At 45.4% G+C, this 19650-nt stretch carries 17 protein-coding genes; 15 read left to right on the top strand and 2 right to left on the bottom strand.

The window, feature by feature from the left end; translation table 11 throughout:
• Positions 1–103: 103 nt before the first annotated feature.
• From IX95_RS13965 to IX95_RS13950, 4 genes are all read left to right on the top strand, one after another.
• Positions 104–1099: a TRAP transporter substrate-binding protein gene (locus IX95_RS13965; RefSeq protein WP_021457148.1), complete on the top strand. Its 996-nt coding sequence runs from the start codon at positions 104–106 to the stop codon at positions 1097–1099.
• 111 nt (positions 1100–1210) lie between these two features.
• Complete coding sequence (locus IX95_RS13960) at positions 1211–1882, top strand: TRAP transporter small permease (RefSeq protein ID WP_006959361.1); 672 nt, start codon at positions 1211–1213, stop codon at positions 1880–1882.
• Between the two features lie 3 nt (positions 1883–1885).
• Positions 1886–3247, top strand: coding sequence for a TRAP transporter large permease (locus IX95_RS13955; RefSeq protein ID WP_006959359.1), 1362 nt, complete (start codon positions 1886–1888; stop codon positions 3245–3247).
• A 142-nt stretch (positions 3248–3389) separates the two neighbouring features.
• A complete protein-coding gene (locus IX95_RS13950) occupies positions 3390–3623 on the top strand; it encodes a DUF2789 domain-containing protein (RefSeq protein ID WP_006959358.1) in 234 nt (77 codons plus the stop codon).
• Positions 3624–3667: 44 nt separating this feature from the next.
• On the opposite strand, the gene IX95_RS13945 is transcribed toward IX95_RS13950, so the two are convergent.
• A complete protein-coding gene (locus IX95_RS13945) occupies positions 3668–5011 on the bottom strand; it encodes a sigma-54-dependent transcriptional regulator (RefSeq protein ID WP_021457149.1) in 1344 nt (447 codons plus the stop codon).
• Entirely contained in the window at positions 5011–6819 is a 1809-nt protein-coding gene (locus IX95_RS13940; protein ID WP_038161019.1) for a sensor histidine kinase, read from the bottom strand. The genes IX95_RS13945 and IX95_RS13940 overlap by 1 nt, the downstream gene beginning before the upstream one ends.
• Before the next feature lie 508 nt (positions 6820–7327).
• On the opposite strand from IX95_RS13940, the gene tig reads away from it, so the two are divergent.
• The 11 genes from tig to IX95_RS13885 all read left to right on the top strand — a co-directional run bounded on the left by tig (position 7328) and on the right by IX95_RS13885 (position 19646).
• Positions 7328–8632: a trigger factor gene (gene tig / locus IX95_RS13935; protein WP_006959351.1), complete on the top strand. Its 1305-nt coding sequence runs from the start codon at positions 7328–7330 to the stop codon at positions 8630–8632.
• Between the two features lie 105 nt (positions 8633–8737).
• The gene (clpP, locus tag IX95_RS13930; RefSeq protein WP_006959350.1) at positions 8738–9364 is read left to right on the top strand and encodes an ATP-dependent Clp endopeptidase proteolytic subunit ClpP; all 627 of its coding nucleotides are present in this window, start codon (positions 8738–8740) and stop codon (positions 9362–9364) included.
• Between the two features lie 73 nt (positions 9365–9437).
• The gene (gene clpX / locus IX95_RS13925) at positions 9438–10721 is read left to right on the top strand and encodes an ATP-dependent protease ATP-binding subunit ClpX (protein ID WP_006959348.1); all 1284 of its coding nucleotides are present in this window, start codon (positions 9438–9440) and stop codon (positions 10719–10721) included.
• A 129-nt stretch (positions 10722–10850) separates the two neighbouring features.
• On the top strand, positions 10851–13202 hold the full coding sequence (gene lon / locus IX95_RS13920; protein ID WP_021457152.1) for an endopeptidase La: 2352 nt from the start codon (positions 10851–10853) through the stop codon (positions 13200–13202).
• 192 nt (positions 13203–13394) lie between these two features.
• Positions 13395–13667, top strand: a complete 273-nt coding sequence (locus IX95_RS13915; RefSeq protein ID WP_004414742.1) for an HU family DNA-binding protein — start codon at positions 13395–13397, stop codon at positions 13665–13667.
• Positions 13668–13840: 173 nt separating this feature from the next.
• Complete coding sequence (ppiD, locus tag IX95_RS13910) at positions 13841–15700, top strand: peptidylprolyl isomerase (protein ID WP_038161012.1); 1860 nt, start codon at positions 13841–13843, stop codon at positions 15698–15700.
• Between the two features lie 169 nt (positions 15701–15869).
• On the top strand, positions 15870–16139 hold the full coding sequence (locus IX95_RS13905) for a ComEA family DNA-binding protein (RefSeq protein ID WP_006959342.1): 270 nt from the start codon (positions 15870–15872) through the stop codon (positions 16137–16139).
• 140 nt (positions 16140–16279) lie between these two features.
• The gene (cmk, locus tag IX95_RS13900) at positions 16280–16960 is read left to right on the top strand and encodes a (d)CMP kinase (protein WP_019277885.1); all 681 of its coding nucleotides are present in this window, start codon (positions 16280–16282) and stop codon (positions 16958–16960) included.
• 103 nt (positions 16961–17063) lie between these two features.
• On the top strand, positions 17064–18734 hold the full coding sequence (gene rpsA, locus IX95_RS13895) for a 30S ribosomal protein S1 (RefSeq protein ID WP_006959338.1): 1671 nt from the start codon (positions 17064–17066) through the stop codon (positions 18732–18734).
• Between the two features lie 210 nt (positions 18735–18944).
• A complete protein-coding gene (gene ihfB, locus IX95_RS13890) occupies positions 18945–19226 on the top strand; it encodes an integration host factor subunit beta (RefSeq protein WP_006959336.1) in 282 nt (93 codons plus the stop codon).
• A 138-nt stretch (positions 19227–19364) separates the two neighbouring features.
• Complete coding sequence (locus IX95_RS13885) at positions 19365–19646, top strand: LapA family protein (protein ID WP_021457153.1); 282 nt, start codon at positions 19365–19367, stop codon at positions 19644–19646.
• Positions 19647–19650: the final 4 nt, after the last annotated feature.

The raw sequence follows: 19650 nt of genomic DNA, 5'->3' as shown, positions 1-19650 counted from the left end.
AATATAAAGATTAAATTTATTTTCATAAGTTGGCTTAGTTATTGCCCTTATAAATATATCAACACCCAGTGATGGGGTTGTTCTATTAACAAGGAGAAAAACAATGCTAAAGCCTTTGACCCTACTATCTGCTTCGATTCTCGCTGTAACCAGTTTTAATGCGGCCGCTAACTGTGACCCAGGCGAGACTGTGATCAAGTTCAGCCACGTAACGAATACAGATAAGCACCCTAAAGGTATTGCGGCTTCACTGCTGGAAAAACGTGTTAACGAAGAGATGAACGGAAAAGTGTGTATGCAGGTTTTCCCGAACTCGACACTTTACGATGACAACAAAGTACTGGAAGCGCTTCTAAACGGTGACGTGCAACTTGCTGCCCCTTCTCTTTCTAAGTTTGAAAAGTTCACGAAGAAATACCGTATTTTCGATCTGCCATTCCTATTCGAAGACGTTGACGCCGTTGACCGTTTCCAAAACTCAGAGTCTGGTGAGAAGCTGAAAAATGCAATGAAGCGTCGTGGTCTGCAAGGCCTAGCTTTCTGGCATAACGGCATGAAGCAAATGTCGGCAAACAAGCCACTACTGTCACCTGAAGATGCTAAAGGTCTTAAATTCCGTGTTCAGGCTTCTGATGTATTGGTAGCGCAGTTTGAGCAACTAGGTGCGAACCCACAGAAGATGTCGTTTAAAGAAGTGTATGGCGGTCTACAAACTAAGGTTATTGACGGCCAAGAAAACACTTGGTCAAACATTTACGGTAAGAAGTTCTTTGAAGTTCAGGACGGTATTACAGAAACCAACCACGGTATCCTAGATTACCTTGTGGTTACCTCGAACGACTTCTGGAAAAAACTCCCAGCAGATCAGCGTGAACAACTGAATACCATTATTCAGGAAGTCACTGCACAGCGTAATGCAGAGTCAGCTAAGGTGAACCTAGCGAATAAGAACAACATCATTGAAGCGGGTGGTGAAGTTCGTACATTGACGCCAGAGCAGCGTCAGCAATGGGTTACTGCGTTGCAACCTGTTTGGAAGAAGTTTGAAAAAGACATCGGCTCTGACCTTATCGAAGCTGCATTGGCTTCAAACCAGTAACACGATAATAAAAACATCCCTGACTATTGGCCCTCCGAATCGGGAGGAGGGCCTTTTTTACCCTGCAATACCTGTTAGGCGCGACCAACGGGTGATCAAAGCGATGTAACTATGGAACAGTCAATTTTTGCCAGAATAGGAAAGGTGACAGATGCTATCGAGGAAACGCTGATTGCGTTTTTCTTGGGAGCAATGACACTGCTAACCTTTGCTAATGTAATTTTTCGATATGTCTTTAACGACAACATTCTTTGGGCTCTTGAGCTCACCGTTTTCCTTTTTGCCTGGATGGTTCTAGTCGGTGCGTCTTATGGCGTAAAAAAACACTTTCACATTGGTGTCGATGTCATCATCAACATGGCACCAGACCAACTGCGTAAAGTCTACGCGTTACTTGCAGCGGCTTGCTGTTTAGCATTCTCAATTCTTCTTCTGGTTGGTTCTTGGAACTATTGGTATCCGTTTGTCACTGAACGTGCTTGGTATGAAACCGACGATATTCCAATGCCTGAAATATTGCAGTTCCTAGCTGACTGGCTGAATGAAGGTGAGCGCTACGAAAAGCTTCCACGCTTTATTCCTTACATGGCGCTGCCAATTGGCATGGCGCTGATGACATTCCGTTTTATTCAAATCACCGTACAAATCGCAACAGGTAAATTAGACCGCTTGATTGCAGGTCATGAAGCGGAAGAAGAACTTGAGGCACTGAAAGAAGAGCTCAAAGACGCTGGTGAAGCGATGGAGCCGAAAAAAGCCGACGATAAGAGCAAGGAGAGCTAAACCATGGATATTTTGTTTTTATTCGTAATGGTGGTTGGCTTTATGCTGATTGGTGTGCCAATCGCTGTATCGCTTGGTCTATCGAGCATTCTGTTTTTGATGATGCACTCTGACGCTTCTTTAGCCTCAGTAGCCCAAACCCTGTTCAACGCGTTCGCCGGTCACTACACCTTACTCGCTATTCCATTCTTTATTTTAGCATCAAGCTTTATGTCGACGGGTGGTGTGGCTAAGCGAATTATTCGTTTTGCTATTGCAATGGTCGGTTGGTTCCGTGGCGGATTGGCGATGGCTTCTGTCGTCGCGTGTATGATGTTCGCCGCGTTATCAGGTTCGTCTCCGGCCACGGTTGTTGCCATCGGTAGTATCGTTATCGCAGGTATGATCAAAAACGGTTACTCCAAAGACTTTGCCGCTGGGGTGATTTGTAACGCGGGTACGTTAGGTATCTTGATTCCACCGTCAATCGTTATGGTTGTATATGCCGCTGCGACGGACGTGTCGGTTGGTCGTATGTTCCTCGGCGGTGTGATTCCAGGTCTTCTGGCGGGCGTGATGCTGATGATTGCTATCTATATTGCAGCGCGCGTGAAAAATCTGCCAAAACAGCCATTCGTTGGCTGGGGTGAAATGTTTGATGCCGCGAAAGACGCAAGCTGGGGTCTACTACTGGTCGTGATCATTCTAGGCGGTATCTACGGTGGTATTTTCACGCCGACTGAAGCTGCAGCGGTTGCAGCGGTCTATTCCTTCTTTATTGCGAATTTCGTCTACAAAGACATGGGTCCTTTCGCAGAGAAAGAGAATGGTAAACCAGCCATCGTCAAGATTTTCCAAGCATTTGTCCATAAAGACACTAAGCATACGCTGTATGAAGCGGGCAAGCTGACTATTATGTTGCTGTTTATCATTGCAAATGCCTTGATTCTTAAGCACGTACTAACAGAAGAGCGCATCCCGCAGATGATTACTGAGTCGATGTTATCTGCTGGCCTTGGGCCGATCACCTTCCTAATCGTGGTTAATGTCTTGCTTCTGATTGGTGGTCAGTTTATGGAGCCGTCGGGTCTGCTGATCATTGTTGCTCCGTTGGTGTTCCCAATTGCGATTGCACTGGGCATCGACCCTATTCACCTAGGTATCATGATGGTCGTGAACATGGAAATCGGGATGATCACTCCGCCTGTCGGGCTCAACCTGTTTGTGACGGCCGGGGTCGCTAAAATGTCGATGATGCAAGTGGTCAAGGCGGCGCTCCCTTGGGTGGCGGTAATGTTCTTGTTCCTCATTATCGTTACTTATGTGCCATGGGTATCGACTTGGCTTCCGACGACGCTAATGGGGCCTGAAATCATAACCAAGTAAGTGCTTCCTGAGTTCTAATGAAAAAGTCTCACTGTCGATGTGAGGCTTTTTTTTGCTCGGAGCGATTCGGTCTATAGTTAAAGAGGAATAGTTACTGTAATTGTGGCTTAGTTGTTTGTTGTAAGAATCGAGTGAGGACATTATGGAAATGCACCAACACTCAATGCGTGATTTGTTTCAGCAACTTGGGTTAGCGAGCTCCGACGACAGCATTCGGGAATTTGTTAATCACCACAGTGGGCTGGTGGTCGGCACTGCACTGCATGAAGCCTTTTTCTGGTCGCCTTCACAGGCCGCGTTTCTAAAAGAAGCGATAGAAGAAGATGCCGATTGGGCAGAACTGGTCGATCAGCTCGATGTGATGTTGAGAACCTAAATTAACTAAGCCAGCATCTGATGCTGGCTTAGTTATTACTATGATTAATCGGCTTTGTAGTTGGCCTTGTCTAGCCCGTAACGCTGCATTTTGTCGTAGAGCGTTTTTCTCGCCAGACTGAGCTTGTCCATGGTTTGTTTGATACTGCCTCCAGACTCGAGCAAGGCTTGCTCTATTGCACTTCTTTCGAACTCAGCCACTTGTGTCGCCAGTGAGAGTGGTTGATTACTTTGCTCGATACTTTCCCCAAATTGAGTCAGCTTACCCAGCAAGACGAAACGTTCGGCTGCGTTTCTTAGCTCGCGGACATTACCGGGCCAATCGTGGCTTAAAAGCTGACTCAGTGCGCTGTTTGGAAGCGCAGGGGCGCTTTTTCCATAGCGTGAAGCGGCAACTAACAGGAAGTGGTGGAACAGAGCCGCGATATCTTCCTTGCGCTCTCTCAGTGCAGGTAAATCCAGCGTGACGATGTTAAGGCGGTAGTAGAGATCTTGACGAAATTCTCCTGCCTCTGCTGCTTTCTTAAGATCCACTTTTGTAGCGGCAATGACTCTTATATCCAATGGTAACAGCTCATTCGAGCCCACTCTTTCAATTACGCGCTCCTGAAGGACGCGTAACAGTCGAATTTGTGCCTGCATTGGCATGGATTCAATCTCATCAAGGAATAAGGTTCCGCCCTGAGCATGCTCAAACTTACCGATACGCTTAGTTTCTGCACCAGTAAATGCTCCTTTCTCGTGGCCATAGAGCTCACTCTCGATGAGGTTCTCAGGCACTGCGCCACAGTTGATGGCGACAAAGTTCGCGTCGCGTCTTGAACTTTGTTCGTGAATCGAACGAGCAACCAGCTCTTTGCCTGTCCCTGTTTCACCGAATAAGAGAATATCGGCGTCGGTATCGGCAATATGTGAAATGGTCTCTCTCAGCATCTGTATTGACGGTGTGTCGCCGATGATCCTAGGGCCGAGGGTCTGACTCGCTTTGAGACTGCGTTTGAGTTCCTGATTCTCCAGTGTGAGGTCACGCTTTTCCAATCCTCGTCGTGTGGTATCGATTAAGCGATCGATGGGGAAGGGCTTCTCGATAAAGTCATACGCGCCGTTTCTGAGGGCGTTGACAGCCATGGAGATATCTCCATGGCCCGTAATGAGAATGACGGGAACATCTTTGTCCTGATGCAGCACCGTTGAAAGCAGGTTTTCACCGGAAAGACCGGGCAAGCAGATATCGGAAATGACCACTTTTGGCAAACCGTCCTGCTTAATGGCAAGAAGTGCATCTTCGGCACTGGAAAAAAATTGTGCGGATATTTCTTCTAACTCGAAGCTCTGCTCTATGGCTAAGCGAATATCGCTTTCGTCATCGATAAAAAAGACGTCGTACATCAAGATTCCTTTGCGTTATCTCTTACAGTCGAAACATGAAATGGTAACTGTATGGCAAACCTTGCTCCGCCATATGGCGAGGTTTCCACGGTTAACTGGCCATCCATCGCTTTAATGATCTGTTGGGAAATCGACAGGCCAAGACCCAAGCCATTTTTCTTCGTAGTAAAGAATGGCTCAAAGAGGTGCTTAGCTTGATCTTTTTTAATCCCAGGGCCGTTGTCATCGATGTAGATCATGATCGATGCCTCTGTTTGTTCAGTGCGGAGTTCGACAATGCGCTTGTCCTGCTCTTCCACTGCTTGTGCAGCGTTAGTGATTAGATTAATCAAAACCTGTTCTAGCTGAATTGCGTTTACCTCGGCGGAGCCTGTGGTGTGATTAAACTGTGTGGCTAATTCTACCCGATAAGATTTTATCTGAGGTGCAACCAGTTCCTTCGCTGAGAGCAGGATAGGTTCGATATCGAGAACGCTTTTGTCGCTGGTGTCTGATTTGCGCGTAAAGGATTTTAATTGACTGCTGATTTTGGCCATCCGATCAGTCAACGCTGAGATTCGGCTGAGATTGTCGTCGACACGCTCAAGTTTGTTTTTATCAAGAAAGCGGCGGCCATTGTCTGCAAAGCTTCGAATCGCGGCGAGTGGATTGTTTAACTCATGGCTAATACTGGCAGACATTTGGCCGAGAACTGCCAGTTTAGCGGCTTGGATTAACTCGTCTTGTGTTTGACGCAGCATTTGTTCGGTGCGGGAGCGTTCTAACACTTCGGCCTGTAATTCAGACGTTCTTTCAAGAACCAGAAATTCCAGCTTTTGTTTTGCTTCAGACTGCAGTTGCTCAAACTGGCGCTTTTTGAGATGCCTTTGGTAGGTCAGTTGCAGTGTTAAAAATGCAATTACAAACAGCAGAGTCAGTATTAGAGCGAAACTTAACGTGGACCAAAAAACGGTTATCTTCTCAGTCAATACACGAATGGTAAGATCGAGCAAGGAAAGCGTTCGACTGGAGACAATGTAGTCGCCTTGTATCCAGCCGAGCAAATGGTTTTCGAGCTCAGACTGGGCCTTATCGAGTTGCCCAACCAGCCCGAGAGATTTTATGTCTTTATCTAGGTATTGACGGCTGTTGGAAATCTGATTCCGCTCTGCTTCTGTCAGAGTGAGCAGGCTTTTAAATAACCATTGTGGGTTGCTCGACATGAAAATCACGTCGTAGCTGTCGGTCGCAACAAATGTATTTTGCTTCCCCTTCCAGTTCTCTTCGATTGCAGACAGATCCATCTTGACCACAATAACGCCGGCTATTTCACCTGCGTACACGACAGGGAACGAATAGTAATAACCTCTTTGCCCAGAGGTCGAGCCGAGCGCGAAATACTGGCTGGAGTTGCCTTTTACTGCTTCAGAAAAATAGGGGCGCCACGAAAAGTTTTTGCCAATAAACGAGCGCTCCAAATTCCAGTTACTGGCCGCAATGGTGTTGCCGACCCGATCAATCAGATAAGTATCGGACGCTTGGATGATGTTATTGACGTTCTCAAGATAGCGGTTCGTGATGTCTAGTTGAGCCGGGTTGTCAGGCTGCATTAAAGCTGAAATCAGCTCGGTATCTTTAGCAAGCAACTGGGGGAGGTGAGCGTACTTATCCAGTCTTGAGGCAATGTGGCTAGCAAAGCGATCAAGCTGCGCCTGATGTTCGTCGAGTAGGGATTGATAGTGGTAATTCCATACCCATTGAGAGCCAACAATGAGGCAGAACAGGTAAAGAATGAGCAGGTAGGCATTTGCCCGACGAAAAGGTGACATTACATTCCCTGTAATTGAGGTACTACTGATAACTTAGGGTAATGTTTTTTGTTACAGGTGTGTTTAGTTGTGTAACGAAAATGAGGAACAAAACCGGACTTGGATCTAGTTTTCTCGTTTAATTCAGAAAAAAGATTAGTTTCTCTTGAAAAACCGATTAATGTCCCCATTTCTGGAACGGTTAGCTGCTTGATTGATGTTTTTTATAGCAGTTAACTGAGTTTTTAGGGTAAAGCCTGGCCTATGTTAGGGATCGGCTCGACAGTGACCGACGAGGTCGGTAGAATGCTGCGTCTGAATTTTTATCCTGAGGCTAATCGGAGATACCTTTCACCAACTTGGTTGGAAAGATATCGCTAATTAGTCCGGTAACTGACTCGTTTGGTTATCGATACTCGATTTACGAAGAGTGCTCTTAGAGCGCAAACAAGGATGGGTCCTGAACTTTTCAAGGTTTTAGGGCACATACGCTCAGCTCAGTCTGAGCCAGTTTTGAGGTTAATGAATAATGCAAGTTACTGTTGAAACGCTAGAGGGCCTAGAGCGCCGTCTAAACATTACTGTTCCTGCTGCTAACATCGAAGATGCTGTAACAGCTGAACTACGCAACATCGCTAAAAACCGTCGTTTCGATGGTTTCCGTAAAGGCAAAGTGCCTCTGAAAATGGTTGCGAAGATGTACGGCAAAGCAGTACGTCAAGACGTAATGGGTGAAGTAATGCAACGCCACTTCATCGAAGCGATCGTTAAAGAAAAAATCAACCCAGCAGGCGCACCAACTTTCGCTCCAGTAGAGAGCAAAGAAGGTGAAGATCTAGTATTCAACGCAACTTTTGAAGTTTACCCAGAAGTTGAGCTGAAAGGTCTAGAGAACATCACTGTTGAAAAGCCAACAACTGAAGTTCAAGACGCTGACGTTGAAGAGATGATCGAAACTCTACGTAAGCAACAAGCTACTTGGGCAGAAGTTGATTCAGCTGCTGAAGAAGGTACTCGTGCAACTATCGATTTCGTTGGTTCTATCGACGGCGAAGAGTTCGAAGGTGGTAAAGCTGAGAACTTCCCACTAGAAATGGGCGCAGGTCGCATGATTCCTGGTTTCGAAGACGGTATCACTGGTAAAACAGCGGGTATGGAATTCGACATCGACGTAACATTCCCAGAAGATTACCACGCTGAAAACCTAAAAGGTAAAGCAGCTAAGTTCGCGATCAAAGTGAACAAGGTTGAAGCTCGTGAGCTTCCAGAAATCAACGATGAGTTCGTTTCTAAGTTCGGTGTAGCTGAAGGTGGCGTTGACGCTCTTAAAGCTGAAGTTCGTAAGAACATGGAGCGTGAGCTTAAGCAAGCAGTTAAAAACCGCATCAAAGAGCAAGCGATTGACGGTCTAGTTAACGAAAATGAAATCGACGTGCCAGCTGCACTTATCGATCAAGAGATCGGTACACTACGTCAGCAAGCTGCACAGCGTTTTGGTGGCAACCCAGAAGCAGCTGAGCAACTTCCACGTGAACTGTTCGAAGAGCAAGCTAAGCGTCGCGTAGTTGTTGGTCTTCTTCTAGGTGAAGTAATCAAGTCTGAAGAGCTAAAAGCTGACGATGAGAAAGTGAAAGCGCTTATCGAAGAAATGGCTACAGCATACGAAGATCCATCAGAAGTAATTGCTTACTACGAGCAAAACACTCAGATGATGGACAACATGCGTAACGTTGCGCTTGAAGAGCAAGCTATCGATGCAATCATCGCTAAAGCACAGGTTTCTGAGAAAGAAGTTAGCTTCAACGAGCTAATGAACCAACAGCAGCCAGCTTAATAAGCAATATCTTGCGTAGAAGGTTGACGGAACGTTAACTATTCTGCTAACAATGGTCCGTATGATATTTATCATCCGGGCCATTTATTTTAGGGACATAAGAATATGAGCTACCAAGAAAAAAATGCAATGTCACCAATTTTAGACGCGCTGGTACCAATGGTGGTTGAACAGACTTCCCGCGGTGAACGTTCTTACGATATTTACTCTCGTTTATTAAAAGAGCGCGTGATTTTCTTAACTGGTCAAGTGGAAGACCACATGGCAAATCTTGTCGTGGCGCAGCTGCTTTTCTTAGAATCTGAAAATCCTGATAAAGATATTTTCCTCTACATCAACTCGCCGGGCGGCAGTGTAACTGCAGGTATGTCGATCTACGATACGATGCAGTTCATCAAGCCAAACGTTAGTACAGTATGTATGGGCCAAGCGTGCTCAATGGGTGCTTTCCTTCTTGCTGGTGGTGCACCAGGCAAGCGTTATGTACTACCAAACTCTCGCGTGATGATTCATCAGCCTCTGGGCGGTTTCCAAGGCCAGGCGTCTGACATCCAAATCCACGCTCAGGAAATCCTGACCATCAAGCAGAAACTGAACAAGTTACTTGCTGAACACACAGGTCAACCTCTTGAGGTGATTGAGCGTGACACTGACCGTGATAACTTTATGGCCGCTGATCAAGCTGTTGAATACGGTTTGGTCGATGCAGTGCTGACTCATCGCGGTGAGTAATAATTGCCAGAGCATTTTGGCTATAATTGATATACACTCAGATCATAAAGAGTAAAGGCTAAGAGGTTAGCGAATGACAGACAAAAGCAAAGAGAGCGGTAGTAGTAAGCTTCTTTACTGCTCTTTCTGCGGCAAAAGCCAGCACGAAGTTCGCAAGCTAATCGCTGGTCCATCCGTTTACATTTGTGACGAATGTGTCGATTTGTGTAACGACATTATTCGTGAAGAAATCAAAGATGTTCTGCCGAAGAAACAATCGGAAGCACTGCCAGTGCCAAGAGAGATTCGTGAACACCTTGATGATTACGTGATTGGCCAAGATTACGCTAAGAAAGTGCTAGCAGTAGCCGTTTATAACCACTATAAGCGTTTACGTAATGGAGACACGACTAGTGAAGGTGTTGAGCTCGGTAAGAGCAACATCCTTCTTATTGGTCCTACGGGTAGTGGTAAAACATTACTGGCTGAGACATTAGCGCGTTTCCTAGATGTACCATTCACAATGGCGGATGCCACTACGCTAACCGAAGCTGGTTACGTAGGTGAGGATGTTGAAAACATCATTCAGAAGCTACTGCAGAAATGCGACTATGACGTAGCAAAAGCCGAGCGCGGCATCGTGTACATTGATGAAATCGATAAGATTTCACGTAAGGCTGAAAACCCATCAATCACTCGTGACGTGTCCGGTGAAGGTGTTCAGCAGGCGTTGCTAAAACTGATTGAAGGTACTGTGGCTTCAGTTCCACCTCAAGGTGGGCGTAAGCATCCTCAACAAGAATTCCTTCAAGTTGACACATCTAAGATCCTATTTATCTGTGGTGGTGCATTTGCGGGCCTAGATAAAGTGATTGAGCAGCGTGTTGCGACGGGTACAGGTATTGGTTTTGGAGCTGAAGTCCGCTCTAAAGACGAAACGAAGACAGTAGGTGAGCTCTTCACTCAGGTTGAACCAGAAGATTTGGTTAAATATGGCCTGATCCCAGAGTTCATCGGTCGTCTACCTGTGACAACAACGCTAACAGAGCTGGATGAAGAAGCACTGATTCAGATCTTGTGTGAGCCTAAGAACGCGTTGACCAAACAGTACGCAGCGTTGTTCGAGCTAGAAGACTCTGAGCTTGAATTCCGCGAAGACGCTCTACGTGCTATTGCGAAGAAAGCGATGGAACGTAAAACAGGTGCTCGTGGATTACGTTCAATCTTGGAAGGCGTCCTGTTGGAAACCATGTATGAGCTTCCATCCATGAATGACGTTAGCAAAGTCGTCATTGATGAATCAGTGATTAATGGTGAGTCTGACCCACTGCTGATTTACAGCAACTCGGATAATCAGGCCGCGGGCGCAGAATCTTAATCAGATTCACATAAATTAATGAATAATTTAAGGAGGTAATCATTTACCTCCTTTTTTTTATTCTTTCATTGAATCCAACCAATTAGCCCCCATATACTGCTCATAAGACTAAGCGGAAGAGAGAAGAATATGAACTTGGAACGTTCCGAACGTATCGAGATCCCCGTACTACCTCTAAGAGATGTAGTCGTTTACCCGCACATGGTAATTCCTTTGTTTGTTGGACGTGAAAAGTCGATTGCTTGCCTTGAAGCGGCAATGGATAACAACAAGCAAATACTGCTAGTTGCGCAGAAAAAAGCCGAAACTGATGAGCCAGCAAAAGACGATTTGTTTGATGTCGGTACCGTGGCAACCATTCTTCAATTGCTAAAACTGCCGGACGGGACAGTGAAAGTGTTGGTTGAAGGCCAGCAACGTGCAAAAATTCATAAATTTGAAGAAGACGAATTCTTTACTGCTGACGCAGAATATCTGACGACAGAGCAGCTCGATGAACGCGAAGAAGAAGTGATTGTTCGCAGTGCGATTAATCAGTTTGAAGGCTTCATCAAGCTAAACAAGAAAATTCCACCTGAAGTTCTAACATCACTCAACGGTATCGACGAAGCGGCTCGCCTTGCTGATACGATTGCTGCTCACATGCCACTAAAACTGGCAGATAAGCAAATCGTGCTGGAAACGTTGGACGTGACCGACCGTCTTGAGTTCCTGATGGGGCAGATGGAATCGGAGATTGACCTGCTTCAAGTTGAAAAACGTATTCGTACACGCGTTAAAAAGCAGATGGAAAAATCTCAGCGTGAGTACTATCTGAATGAGCAGATGAAAGCCATCCAGAAAGAACTGGGTGAGACTGAAGATGGTGTTGATGAGTTCGAAACGCTGAAGCAGAAAATCGTCGACTCTAAGATGCCGCAAGAAGCGCGCGAAAAGACCGAGCAAGAGCTACAGAAGCTGAAGATGATGTCGCCAATGTCTGCGGAAGCAACGGTTGTTCGTGGCTACATTGATTGGATGTTGGGTGTACCGTGGCACAAACGCTCAAAAGTTAAGAAGAATCTGGCAAAAGCCGAAGAAGTGCTGAATGAAGATCATTATGGTCTGGAGCGCGTTAAAGAACGTATTCTAGAGTACTTAGCGGTACAGAATCGCATTAACAAGCTTAAAGGGCCAATCTTGTGTCTAGTAGGGCCTCCAGGTGTTGGTAAAACATCCTTGGGTCGCTCAATTGCGGCGGCTACTGGCCGTAAATACACTCGCATGGCGTTGGGTGGTGTACGTGATGAAGCTGAAATCCGTGGTCACCGCCGTACTTACATTGGTTCTATGCCAGGCAAACTGATTCAGAAGATGTCCAAAGTCGGTGTTAAAAACCCGCTGTTTCTTTTGGATGAGATCGACAAAATGTCTTCTGACATGCGCGGCGATCCTTCATCAGCTCTATTAGAGGTACTCGATCCAGAGCAAAACAACGCATTTAACGACCACTATCTAGAGGTGGATTACGACCTATCTGACGTGATGTTTGTTGCGACGTCTAACTCAATGAATATTCCAGGTCCTCTGTTAGACCGTATGGAAGTAATTCGTCTATCGGGTTACACCGAGGACGAGAAACTCAATATTGCGAAACGTCACTTAGTAGAGAAACAGATCAAACGTAACGGTTTGAAACTGGGTGAAATTGAGATTGAAGATTCTGCAATCATCGGCATTATTCGTTACTACACACGTGAAGCGGGTGTACGTAGCCTAGAGCGTGAAATCTCGAAGATCTGCCGTAAAGCGGTGAAAAACATCCTGCTCGACAGCAGCCTTAAAACGGTCACTGTGAACATGGATAACCTAAAAGAGTACTTAGGTGTTCAGCGTCACGATTACGGAAAAGCGGACGACAGCAATCGTATTGGTCAGGTAACGGGTCTGGCTTGGACTGAAGTCGGTGGTGATCTTCTCACGATTGAAACAGAAGCGATGCCGGGCAAAGGTAAATTGACTCAAACTGGCTCTCTTGGCGATGTGATGCAAGAATCGATTCAAGCGGCGATGACAGTAGTTCGTTCTCGTGCGGTGAAATTGGGCATCAACTCTGACTTTTATGAGAAACGTGATATTCATGTCCACGTTCCTGAAGGTGCAACGCCGAAAGATGGTCCAAGTGCAGGTATCGCAATGTGTACAGCGCTTGTTTCTAGCCTGACAGGTAACCCGGTAAAAGCTGAAGTGGCAATGACAGGTGAAATTACCCTTCGTGGTGAAGTTTTACCTATCGGTGGTTTGAAAGAAAAACTACTGGCGGCACACCGTGGAGGCATCAAAACGGTACTGATTCCTAAAGATAATGAGCGTGATTTGGAAGAGATTCCAGACAACGTTATCGCTGATCTTAAGGTGATTCCGGTGCAATGGATTGATGATGTTCTTAAAGTTGCGCTAGAAAAAGACCCGTCAGGTGTCGAAATTGCTGCTGTAAAATAGTGATGTGCAGCAAAAATAAGTAAAAGATTACGCTGATAAGCATAAAAAGGCTTGTCAGCGTTTTTTTTGGACGCTAACGTTACCCACATAGCTTCAGGCCTTGTTGTATAAGGGGTTGGAGTTACTTTAAAATTGAAATGGAACGAAAGCTGCCTTTAAAAATAATAACAGGTGGCGCAAAGGGGAATCACAGTGAATAAAACACAATTAGTAGAAAAAATTGCAGAAAACGCTGACCTTTCAAAAGCTTCAGCAGGCCGCGCTCTAGACGCATTCATTGAAGCTGTGGGCGACACTCTTCAGTCTGGCGACCAAGTTGCTCTAGTTGGTTTCGGTACATTCAGCGTACGTACTCGTGCCGCTCGTACAGGTCGTAACCCAAAGACTGGTGAAGAAATTCAAATCGCAGAAGCAAAAGTTCCTGCGTTCAAAGCTGGTAAAGCTCTAAAAGACTCTTGCAACTAGTCTGAAAATTGCCGATAGCGGCAGTTTTTATCGAACCTTTTTAAATTATGCGCATCATACTGATGCGCATTTCTTTTTCTGGTATTATCGCGCTATCTGATTTTAATTATAATGTACGTCGTGTTAGCGATGATTAGAGCTAATGCGGTCTACACGCGGAGAGTGTTTTAAATATGATGGATCGATTACGCGAAGGCGTTAATAGCATCGCGGTTAAAATTATCCTTGGATTAATCATCCTATCTTTTGTCTTTGCCGGTGTTGGCAGCTACATCGTTGGCGGTAGCAATAACTCAGCGGCAAAGGTTGGTAACGTCGAGATTGGTCGTGGTGAGTTTGAACAAGCTTATCAGAACGAACGTAATCGCATGCAAGCTCAGCTTGGTGATTATTTCTCAACTCTGCTAGCAGACCCAAACTACGTTGAGTCTTTCCGCAAGTCAGTACTTGACCGAATGATTAACGATTTGCTGCTAGAGCAACACGCTGAGTCTTTAGGTCTACGTGTCAGTGACTCTCAAGTTCGTAGCATGATTGTCGATATGCCACAGTTCCAAGTCGATGGAAAGTTTGACCAAGAGATTTACCAAGCGTCTCTTCGTCGTGCAGGCTTCTCGCCAGATAGCTTTGCCGAATATCTGCGCAGAGACTTGGTTCGCAATCAACTCCTGACTGCAATTCAAGCGAGCGACTTTTCTCTTGAGGGAGAAGTGGAAGCTCAAAGCAAGCTTTTGACTCAAACGCGTGAAATCAAGAAAGTAACGCTTTCATTGTCAGACTTTGCATCTAAAGCTGAATTGTCAGAACAGGAAATTAACGACTACTACACTCAAAATCCAGAGCGTTATACTCGTCCTGAACAGGTTAAAGTGGCTTATGTTGAGCTTTCTGCTCAGCAGTTGAAAGACGCTATTGACGTTTCTGATGAGCACGCGAAACAATATTACCAAGAGCATCTTGATAAGTACTCATCGGAAGAGCAGCGTCGTGTTAGTCACATCCTGATTGAAGGTGATGATGAAGCGAAAGCTCAAGCGATTTTGGATGAACTCAATGCTGGTGCAGATTTTGCGACGCTAGCAGAAGAGAAATCTGATGACTTTGGCAGTGCTTCAGAAGGCGGCTCTCTAGGTTGGATAGAGCGTGATGTTATGGACCCAGCATTTGAAGAGGCAGCATTTGCTCTGAAGAAGGCTGGTGACGTGACAGGTTTGGTGAAATCTGATTTTGGCTATCACATCATTAAACTGGACGAGTTGAAAGACTCGGTAGCTAAGCCATATGAAGAAGTGGCTTCAGAAATCAAGCAAGAGCTAAAAGATCAGCAAGCGATTGACCAGTTCTATGAGCTGCAAAGTCAGCTAGAAACGGTCGCATTTGAGTACCCTGATTCTCTGGATGATGCTGCTGACGCAATCAAAGTTGAAATTCACACGACAGACTTCATTTCTCAAGCTGATGCGCCGGAGTTATTAAAAGCACCTGCTGTAATGCAAGCCATTTTAAGCCCTGAAGTAAAAGAAGACGGGTTGAACTCAGAAGTCATTGAAGTGGCACCTGAACACGTGATTGTTGTTCGTGTAGAAGATGCGCGTGACGAAACAGTGCTTCCATTAGACGAAGTTCGTGAGCAAGTGACAACGGCGCTGGCGAAAGTGAAAGGGGAGCAAAGCGCAATTGAGCTTGCCGACAATTTGGTTGCAGAGCTGAAGAAGGGTAACAAAGACCTAATGACTGAAAATGGTCTTGCGTTCAGTGACTCGGAAAACATTGATCGTAGCTCTCCGTTGGCTGATGTTGTCTTCTCGATGAAGAAGCCAAGTAGTGGTCAAGTGGAGTTCGCTCAAGCTAAAGATTTCAACGGTGACATCGTTGTGGTTGAGCTAACCAACGTGAAATCTGATGTTAATGCGCAGTACAACGAACAGATTGGTACTCAGTTAACCCAGATGAACGCACAACAAGATCTTTCTGGCTTAATCAATATTCTTCGTAAAACTATCGATATCGAATATTACGTTGTGACTCAGTAATCCTAGTTGATGTAATTGATAGACTACTCATAACGGGCTGCATTTGCAGCCCGTTTTATTATGCGCTGTTTTCTCTACTCCTATTGTTAGGTTCCTCTACGGTATCTATTCCACCAAGTGACATAGAGGAATATGGGAAATGCTACGCATACTTTGGACGAGTCTTTTAATGGTGCTCGCGGTATATAGCCCAACTACTGTATCGGCTGAAAAAACCACCAACTCAGAATACGCTGGAATAGAGATTACAGTGAATGTTAATACGGCTGAAGCGGCTGAATTAGCGGCGTTACTAACTGGTGTTGGTGCGAAAAAAGCTGAGGCTATTGTTCAATATAGGGACGAAAACGGTCCCTTTTTGAAGGTGACTGATTTGGCTTTGGTTAAAGGTATTGGCCCCGCTTTAATAGACAAAAACCTCAGTCGTATAAAGTTGTAAATTGATAGAGCGCTAAGCGCTCTATTTTTTGGCTTTTTACTGTCAATACTCTCTGGTGCGAAGAGGCGAATCCCACTATAATTCACGCCGAATATTGGTCAGCTCAATGGCTATTATTTTCAACTAATGTGGAGTAAAACATGTCGTCTCATACGCCGGTTGTAACCGTTGATGGACCAAGTGGTGCAGGTAAAGGCACTCTCTGTATGCTTCTGGCGAAGAAGCTTGGCTTTCACTTACTGGATTCCGGTGCGATTTATCGAGTATTGGCTTTAGCTGCGATTCATCATGGCGTTGACCTTGAATCTGAAGATGCGCTTGTTCCCTTGGCCACTCATCTAGACGTACAGTTCATCGCAGAAGGTGACTTAGTGAAAGTCATCTTGGAAGGCGAAGATGTTTCAGGTGAGTTACGCAAAGAAGAAACCGGAATGGCCGCTTCAAAAGTAGCAGCGTTTCCTCGCGTTCGTGAAGCTTTACTGCGTCGTCAGCGTGCTTTTGCTGAAGGCTCCGGTCTTGTAGCGGATGGCCGTGATATGGGAACTGTTGTGTTCACTGAAGCTGAAGCCAAAATCTTCCTTGATGCTAGTGCTGAAGAGCGTGCGAACCGCCGCCTTAAACAGTTGCAAGGCAAAGGGTTAGATGTTAAATTTGACGACCTTTTGAGCGAGATCCAAGAGCGTGACGATCGAGATCGTAACCGCCCGGTGGCGCCATTACGCCCCGCTGAGGATGCGCTGTTGCTAGATTCTACTTCGATGAGTATCGACGAAGTGGTAGAAAAGGCACTACAATATATCGAATCTAAGCTAGTCGTTTAGGCGGCTAGGTCAGAGCGTTGGTCGCATGGATGATGACTGGCGAATTTAATAACCCCACGCGGTAGGATACCCGTGGACGTTTAATTTATTGAAGATTAAATAAATGACTGAATCTTTTGCTCAACTCTTTGAAGAGTTTCTAAACGAGACTGAATTCCAACAAGGTACTATCGTTAAAGGTACTGTAGTAGCTATCGAGAACGGTTTCGTTCTTGTTGACGCTGGTCTTAAGTCTGAGTCTGCAATCCCTGCTGAACAGTTCAAGAACGCTGCTGGCGAACTTGAAGTTGAAGTTGGTTCTGAAGTAGACGTAGCGCTAGACGCTGTTGAAGACGGTTTCGGTGAGACTCAACTTTCTCGCGAGAAAGCGAAGCGTCACGAAGCTTGGATCGTTCTTGAGAAAGCTTACGAAGAAGCTGAAACTGTTGTTGGTATCATCAACGGTAAAGTTAAAGGCGGTTTCACTGTTGAACTAAACGGTATCCGTGCTTTCCTTCCAGGTTCTCTAGTAGACGTACGTCCAATCCGTGACACTGCTCACCTAGAAAACAAAGAGCTAGAGTTCAAAGTTATCAAACTTGACCAGAAGCGTAACAACGTAGTTGTTTCTCGCCGTGCGGTAATCGAGTCTGAGAACAGCGTTGAGCGTGATGAGCTTCTTGAGTCTCTACAAGAAGGCGCAGAAGTTAAAGGTATCGTTAAGAACCTAACAGACTACGGTGCATTCGTAGATCTAGGTGGTGTTGACGGTCTTCTACACATCACAGACATGGCTTGGAAACGCGTTAAGCACCCTTCTGAGATCGTGAACGTTGGTGACGAGATCCAAGTTAAAGTTCTTAAGTTCGACCGTGAGCGTACTCGCGTTTCACTAGGTCTTAAGCAGCTAGGCGAAGATCCATGGGTAGCAATCGCTAAGCGTTACCCAGAAGGTCACAAACTATCTGGTCGCGTTACTAACCTAACTGACTACGGCTGTTTCGTTGAAATCGAAGAAGGCGTTGAAGGTCTAGTACACGTTTCTGAAATGGATTGGACTAACAAGAACATCCACCCATCTAAAGTTGTTAATGTTGGCGACGAAGTTGAGGTTATGGTTCTTGAAATCGACGAAGAACGTCGTCGTATCTCTCTAGGTCTGAAACAGTGTAAAGCTAACCCATGGCAGTCTTTCGCTGAAGCGCAAGCTAAAGGCGACAAAGTTACTGGTAAGATCAAGTCTATCACTGACTTCGGTATCTTCATCGGTCTAGAAGGCGGCATCGACGGTCTTGTTCACCTATCTGACATCTCTTGGAATGTTGCAGGTGAAGAAGCAGTACGTGAGTACAAGAAAGGCGACGAAATCTCTGCAGTTGTTCTAGCAGTAGACGCAGAGCGTGAGCGTATCTCTCTAGGCGTTAAGCAAATGGAAAATGACCCATTCAATGCTTACGTTTCTGAGAAGAAGAAAGGTGTACTAGTTAACGGTACTGTTACTGCAGTAGACGCTAAAGGTGCAACTATCGAGCTTGAAGAAGGCGTAGAAGGTTACATCCGCGCTTCTGAAGTTTCTCGCGACCGCGTAGAAGATGCTTCTCTAATCCTAAGCGTTGGCGATAGCGTTGAAGCGAAGTTCACTGGTGTAGACCGTAAGAACCGCGTAATCAACCTATCTGTTAAAGCTAAAGATGAAGCAGAAGAGCAAGAAGCAATGGCTTCTCTGAACAAAGCAGATGACGCTTCGTTCGGTAACGCAATGGCTGACGCTTTCAAAGCAGCTAAAGGCGAATAATATCTCGCTTTATTGAAAAAGGAGCCGAAAGGCTCCTTTTTTATGGATTGAGCTAAAATAGTCTTAATACCAATCTCAGCAAGTGACTCTGATAAAACGCGATTTGGAATTGCGCAAATTGTTGGTTTGTGTCTAGAATTGATAGCAAGTGTTTGTTGGAATTGGTATTACTTACTATAATAAGTGATAAACTACTCTACGAGGGAAACTATGACTAAGTCTGAACTGATTGAGAGACTCTGCGCTGAGCAAACCCATCTTTCAGCGAAAGAGATTGAAGATGCTGTGAAAGACATTTTAGAGCATATGGCTTCGACACTAGAAACTGGCGATAGAATCGAAATTCGTGGATTCGGTAGTTTCTCTCTGCATTACCGCGAGCCTCGTGTAGGCCGAAACCCAAAAACGGGCGAGAAAGTAGAGCTGGAGGGCAAATACGTCCCTCACTTTAAACCAGGCAAGGAATTACGAGAACGCGTTAACCTCGACTAATTTCAAAATACTTATTATTGAAGCGGCATACGTAGTGTATGCCGCTTTTTTATGAAATGAAATTCTGAGATAGGCATGGTTTGTTCAAGGGTTTTACTGCATAATCGTATCGGCAGATATCGACTTAGGTGATAGAACATGAAAATTATAAAAATTGTTATCGTGCTGGCCCTATTTTTAATTGCACTGGCTTTAGGCTCTCAGAACCAGGAAGTAGTCAACTTTAACTACTTACTGGCACAAGGTGAGTTTCATCTTTCGACACTACTAGGTGTAGTGTTTGTGACTGGCTTTGTTTTGGCTTGGATTATCTTCGGTAGTTTACATCTACGTTCTCAAATGCAACTACGCAAGCTGAAAAAACAAGTGAAAAAACTTTCACCTCCAGAGAGTGAACCTCAACAGGTTAAAGCCCAATAAGTTG

It is taken from the genome of Vibrio sp. B183, assembly GCF_000740665.1.
Lineage (GTDB): Bacteria > Pseudomonadota > Gammaproteobacteria > Enterobacterales > Vibrionaceae > Vibrio > Vibrio coralliilyticus.
This window is presented reverse-complemented; position numbering and strand designations above follow the sequence as displayed.

Bases quoted from the DNA above. Each gene is read 5' to 3' on its own strand.
- IX95_RS13965 (WP_021457148.1), top strand. From the start codon at position 104: ATGCTAAAGCCTTTGACCCTACTATCTGCTTCGATTCTCGCTGTAACC.
- IX95_RS13960 (WP_006959361.1), top strand. From the start codon at position 1,211: ATGGAACAGTCAATTTTTGCCAGAATAGGAAAGGTGACAGATGCTATC.
- IX95_RS13955 (WP_006959359.1), top strand. From the start codon at position 1,886: ATGGATATTTTGTTTTTATTCGTAATGGTGGTTGGCTTTATGCTGATT.
- IX95_RS13950 (WP_006959358.1), top strand. From the start codon at position 3,390: ATGGAAATGCACCAACACTCAATGCGTGATTTGTTTCAGCAACTTGGG.
- IX95_RS13945 (WP_021457149.1), bottom strand. From the start codon at position 5,011: ATGTACGACGTCTTTTTTATCGATGACGAAAGCGATATTCGCTTAGCC.
- IX95_RS13940 (WP_038161019.1), bottom strand. From the start codon at position 6,819: ATGTCACCTTTTCGTCGGGCAAATGCCTACCTGCTCATTCTTTACCTG.
- tig (WP_006959351.1), top strand. From the start codon at position 7,328: ATGCAAGTTACTGTTGAAACGCTAGAGGGCCTAGAGCGCCGTCTAAAC.
- clpP (WP_006959350.1), top strand. From the start codon at position 8,738: ATGAGCTACCAAGAAAAAAATGCAATGTCACCAATTTTAGACGCGCTG.
- clpX (WP_006959348.1), top strand. From the start codon at position 9,438: ATGACAGACAAAAGCAAAGAGAGCGGTAGTAGTAAGCTTCTTTACTGC.
- lon (WP_021457152.1), top strand. From the start codon at position 10,851: ATGAACTTGGAACGTTCCGAACGTATCGAGATCCCCGTACTACCTCTA.
- ppiD (WP_038161012.1), top strand. From the start codon at position 13,841: ATGATGGATCGATTACGCGAAGGCGTTAATAGCATCGCGGTTAAAATT.
- IX95_RS13905 (WP_006959342.1), top strand. From the start codon at position 15,870: ATGGTGCTCGCGGTATATAGCCCAACTACTGTATCGGCTGAAAAAACC.
- cmk (WP_019277885.1), top strand. From the start codon at position 16,280: ATGTCGTCTCATACGCCGGTTGTAACCGTTGATGGACCAAGTGGTGCA.
- rpsA (WP_006959338.1), top strand. From the start codon at position 17,064: ATGACTGAATCTTTTGCTCAACTCTTTGAAGAGTTTCTAAACGAGACT.
- ihfB (WP_006959336.1), top strand. From the start codon at position 18,945: ATGACTAAGTCTGAACTGATTGAGAGACTCTGCGCTGAGCAAACCCAT.
- IX95_RS13885 (WP_021457153.1), top strand. From the start codon at position 19,365: ATGAAAATTATAAAAATTGTTATCGTGCTGGCCCTATTTTTAATTGCA.